This window comes from Photobacterium sp. Ph5, from assembly GCF_022129445.1.
Lineage (GTDB): Bacteria > Pseudomonadota > Gammaproteobacteria > Enterobacterales > Vibrionaceae > Photobacterium.
On record NZ_JADQAQ010000099.1, the window covers coordinates 1 to 4397 of the forward strand.

Annotated in this window: 8 protein-coding genes; all 8 read right to left on the reverse strand. The window is 45.2% G+C overall.

Going from position 1 to position 4397, the window contains the following annotated elements:
* The coding region (rpsC, locus tag I3259_RS19950) for a 30S ribosomal protein S3 (protein ID WP_238031416.1) at window positions 1-418 on the reverse strand (418 nt) is incomplete at its 3' end.
* A gap of 19 nt (window positions 419-437) precedes the next feature.
* The gene (rplV, locus tag I3259_RS19955) at window positions 438-770 is read right to left on the reverse strand and encodes a 50S ribosomal protein L22 (RefSeq protein WP_005302797.1); all 333 of its coding nucleotides are present in this window, start codon (window positions 768-770) and stop codon (window positions 438-440) included.
* 10 nt (window positions 771-780) lie between these two features.
* A complete protein-coding gene (gene rpsS / locus I3259_RS19960) occupies window positions 781-1059 on the reverse strand; it encodes a 30S ribosomal protein S19 (protein WP_005302795.1) in 279 nt (92 codons plus the stop codon).
* An 18-nt stretch (window positions 1060-1077) separates the two neighbouring features.
* Window positions 1078-1902, reverse strand: coding sequence for a 50S ribosomal protein L2 (rplB, locus tag I3259_RS19965; RefSeq protein WP_045084936.1), 825 nt, complete (start codon window positions 1900-1902; stop codon window positions 1078-1080).
* Window positions 1903-1920: 18 nt separating this feature from the next.
* The gene (gene rplW, locus I3259_RS19970) at window positions 1921-2223 is read right to left on the reverse strand and encodes a 50S ribosomal protein L23 (protein WP_006647439.1); all 303 of its coding nucleotides are present in this window, start codon (window positions 2221-2223) and stop codon (window positions 1921-1923) included.
* Entirely contained in the window at window positions 2220-2822 is a 603-nt protein-coding gene (gene rplD / locus I3259_RS19975) for a 50S ribosomal protein L4 (RefSeq protein ID WP_006647440.1), read from the reverse strand. The genes rplW and rplD overlap by 4 nt, the downstream gene beginning before the upstream one ends.
* A 16-nt stretch (window positions 2823-2838) precedes the next feature.
* Window positions 2839-3468, reverse strand: coding sequence for a 50S ribosomal protein L3 (rplC, locus tag I3259_RS19980; protein WP_107208697.1), 630 nt, complete (start codon window positions 3466-3468; stop codon window positions 2839-2841).
* A 14-nt stretch (window positions 3469-3482) separates the two neighbouring features.
* Window positions 3483-3794 carry a 30S ribosomal protein S10 gene (gene rpsJ / locus I3259_RS19985; protein ID WP_002541412.1) on the reverse strand — a complete coding sequence of 104 codons (312 nt, stop codon included), beginning with the start codon at window positions 3792-3794 and terminating at the stop codon, window positions 3483-3485.
* Between the last annotated feature and the right edge of the window lie 603 nt (window positions 3795-4397).

Sequence of the window (4397 nt, forward strand, 5' to 3'; positions counted from 1 at the left end):
TCTGAACTGCACGCTTCATAGCGCGACGGAACATAACACGACGCTCTAGCTGAGACGAAATGCTGTCTGCTACTAGTTGACCGTCTAGTTCTGGCTTACGTACTTCAGCGATGTTGATCTGAGCTGGAACGCCCGCGATCTTCGCAACTGCTGCACGTAGTTTCTCTACGTCTTCACCTTTCTTACCGATAACTACGCCTGGACGAGCAGTGTGAATAGTCACACGAATGCTCTTAGCAGGACGCTCGATAACGATGCGTGATAGAGATGCTTTTGCTAGTTCCTTAGTAAGGAACTGGCGTACCTTGAAATCGCCGTCTAGGTTGTCAGCGAACTCTTGGCTGTTAGCAAACCAAGTGGTATTCCAAGGCTTAACGATGCCTAAACGAATACCATTAGGATGTACTTTCTGACCCATTGCTTTCTCTCCTAGTCTCTTAGCGGTCTGCTACAACAACAGTGATGTGGCTAGAACGCTTCAAGATGCGATCGGCACGGCCTTTAGCACGAGGCATAATACGCTTCATGGTAGGACCTTCGTCAACGAAGATTTTAGCAACATTAAGATCATCAATGTCTGCGCCTTCGTTGTGTTCTGCGTTAGCGATAGCTGACTCTAAAACTTTCTTGATTAAATCAGCAGCTTTTTTGTTGCTGAAGTTAAGAATTTCTAGAGCTTGAGCAACTGGCTTACCGCGCAGTTGATCTGCAACCAAACGAGCTTTTTGCGGCGAAATGCGAGCAAAGCGATGTTTAGCGATAGCTTCCATTACCTACTCCTTAGCGCTTTTTAGCTTTCTTATCCGCAGCATGGCCACGGTAAGTACGTGTTGGTGCAAATTCGCCTAGCTTGTGACCGATCATTTCTTCAGAAACGAAAACAGGTACGTGCTGACGACCATTATGGACAGCGATGGTCAAACCGATCATCTGAGGGATGATCATTGAGCGACGGGACCAAGTCTTAACAGGCTTTTTGTCACCGCTTTCCAACGCTTTCTCTACCTTCTTCAGCAAGTGTAGGTCAATAAATGGACCTTTCTTGAGAGAACGTGGCATGGCGTATCCTCTTTATAATTACTTGTTACGACGACGTACGATGTACTTGTCGGTACGCTTGTTCTTACGAGTCTTGTAACCCTTAGTTGGAACACCCCAAGGTGTTACTGGGTGACGACCGCCTGATGTACGACCTTCACCACCACCGTGTGGGTGATCAACTGGGTTCATTACAACACCACGTACAGTTGGACGAACACCGCGCCAACGTGAAGCACCAGCTTTACCTAGCTCACGTAGCATGTGTTCTGCATTACCAACTTCACCTAGAGTCGCACGACCTTCAGCAAGAACTTTACGCATTTCACCAGAACGTAGACGTAGAGTCACATATGTGCCTGCACGTGCAATGATCTGAGCGTATGCACCAGCTGAACGAGCCAGCTGAGCACCTTTACCAGGCTTAAGTTCAACACAGTGTACTGTTGAACCTACTGGGATGTTGCGCATTGGTAATGTGTTACCAACTTTAATAGCAGCATCTTGACCAGACTGGATAACATCACCAGCTTGTAGACCTTTAGGTGCAATAATGTAGCGGCGCTCACCGTCTGCGTACAGAACTAGAGCAATGTTTGCGCTACGGTTTGGATCGTATTCTAGGCGCTCAACTTTCGCTGGGATGCCATCTTTAGTACGTTTGAAATCGATTAGACGGTAATGTTGTTTATTACCACCACCGATGTGACGTACAGTGATACGACCGTTATTGTTACGACCACCAGTCTTAGAGTTTTTCTCTAGAAGTGGTGCGTACGGCTTACCCTTATGCAGGTCAGAGTTAACCACTTTAACTACGTGGCGACGACCTGGGGAAGTCGGCTTACATTTTACAATAGCCATTCTTCTTTGCTCCTAGCCTTACTCTGCACTACCAGCGAAGTCGATGTCTTGACCTTCTTTCAAGATAACATACGCTTTCTTCACGTCTGAACGACGGCCTTGGCGCATACCTTGACGTTTGGTCTTACCCTTAGTGATAAGAGTATTTACAGACTTAACTTCAACCTCGAACAGTTTTTCAACTGCTGCTTTGATCTCTTTCTTAGTTGCATTCAATGCTACTTTGAAAACGATAGTATTAGCGTTTTCTGCAGCCATTGATGCTTTTTCAGAAATGTGCGGAGCACGTAGAACTTTTAAAATACGCTCTTCAGTGATCATGCTAGCATCTCCTCAACTGCTTTAACTGCTGCTGCAGTCATTACAATTTTATCGAAAGCGATCAAGCTAACTGGATCGATTGCCGCTGCGTCACGTACGTCTACTTTGTAAAGGTTACGTGCTGCAAGGAATAGATTCTCATCTAGCTCGCCAGTTACGATTAGTGCATCAGTTAGCTCAAGCTCTTTAAGCTTAGCTACTAGTGCTTTTGTCTTTGGTGCTTCTAGAGTGAAGTTATCAACAACGATTAAACGCTCTTGACGAACTAACTCAGAAAGAATGCTCTTCATAGCACCGCGGTACATTTTCTTGTTTACTTTTTGGCTGTGATCCTGAGGACGAGCAGCGAAAGTAACACCACCAGAACGCCATAGCGGACTGCGGATTGTACCTGCACGAGCGCGACCAGTACCCTTCTGGCGCCATGGCTTAGCGCCACCACCAGAAACGTCTGAACGAGTCTTCTGAGCACGTGTACCCTGACGAGCACCTGCTGCAAAAGCAACAACTACTTGGTGTACAAGCGCTTCATTGAAATCACGCCCAAAAGTAGTTTCGGAGACAGTTAGCGCGTCAGCGCCTTTGACTACCAATTCCATTACTAACTCCTCGACGTTACGCTTTAACAGCTGGTTTAACGATCACGTTGCCGCCTGTTGAGCCCGGTACTGCACCTTTAATAAGAAGCAGATTGCGCTCAGCGTCAACACGTACGATCTCTAGGTTTTGAGTCGTTACACGCTCAGCACCCATGTGACCAGCCATTTTCTTGCCTTTAAATACGCGACCTGGAGTTTGACATTGGCCAATTGAACCCGGTGCACGGTGAGACAAGGAGTTACCATGGGTCATATCTTGAGTACGGAAGTTCCAGCGCTTAACAGCACCTTGGAAACCCTTACCTTTAGATGTACCAGTAACGTCTACTTTTTTAATATCGTTGAATAGTTCAACACTTAGCTCAGCGCCAACTGCAAACTCTTCACTGTTTTCTAGACGGAATTCCCAAAGACCGCGACCAGCTTCAACACCTGCTTTCGCAAAGTGACCTGCTTCTGGCTTAGATACGCGGCTAGCTTTCTTAGTTCCAGCTGTTACTTGAATAGCGTTGTAACCGTCAGTTTCTACAGATTTAACCTGAGTAACGCGGTTGTTTTCAACTTCAACAACAGTAACTGGAATAGAAATGCCATCTTCGGTAAAGATGCGGGTCATGCCCACTTTACGACCGATTAGACCAATCATTCTCTTATCTCCCCTTAACCTAGGCTGATCTGTACGTCAACGCCAGCAGCTAGATCTAGACGCATAAGAGCATCAACAGTTTTGTCTGTAGGCTCAACGATGTCGATAAGGCGCTTGTGAGTACGGATTTCGTACTGATCACGTGCGTCCTTATTAACGTGAGGAGAAATAAGAACAGTGAAGCGCTCTTTGCGAGTAGGAAGAGGGATTGGACCCTTAACCTGTGCGCCAGTACGCTTAGCTGTTTCAACGATTTCCGCAGTTGACTGATCGATCAAACGGTGATCGAACGCCTTTAAGCGGATACGAATACGTTGGTTCTGCATTAGACAGAGCTCCAAATAAAAATTACACAAACAATATCGCCACTCACACTCGTAAAGACGAGGGAATGTCGATTGATTTATGTGAACGTAGCATCCCATTCGGATGCATTGTCAGTCAATTTAATGACTGCGAACATAAGTCAGAGTATTCATTATGAAATAAACCCGGCATAGCCTGCAGTAGATTTCTCCTCAATGCTTATTGGTTCACAACTGCACTTACAAGACTAACTCTCGGGCAGTGACAGGCATTATACAGATCACATTATTGAAAACAAGCTTTGTTTGATTATTAAACACAAATAATTAGTAAAGCTTTAATTTTCAATATATTACCCTGTACCCTGCTCTGTATTCTATACCGAAATTACTTCGATATCCTATCTACGTAATAAATAACAACATAACATATCTAATATTGACGTTTGATATACGTTATTCGAACGTTGTTATCCGCTACACAATGGATGCAAACAAGAATAGATGGATTTTAAGCAATAAAAAAGGGAGCCTAAGCTCCCTTTTCTGTACGTAAGTACTAAATGTTATTAAGCAACGATAGTTGCAACAACACCAGCACCAACTGTACGGCCACCTTCACGG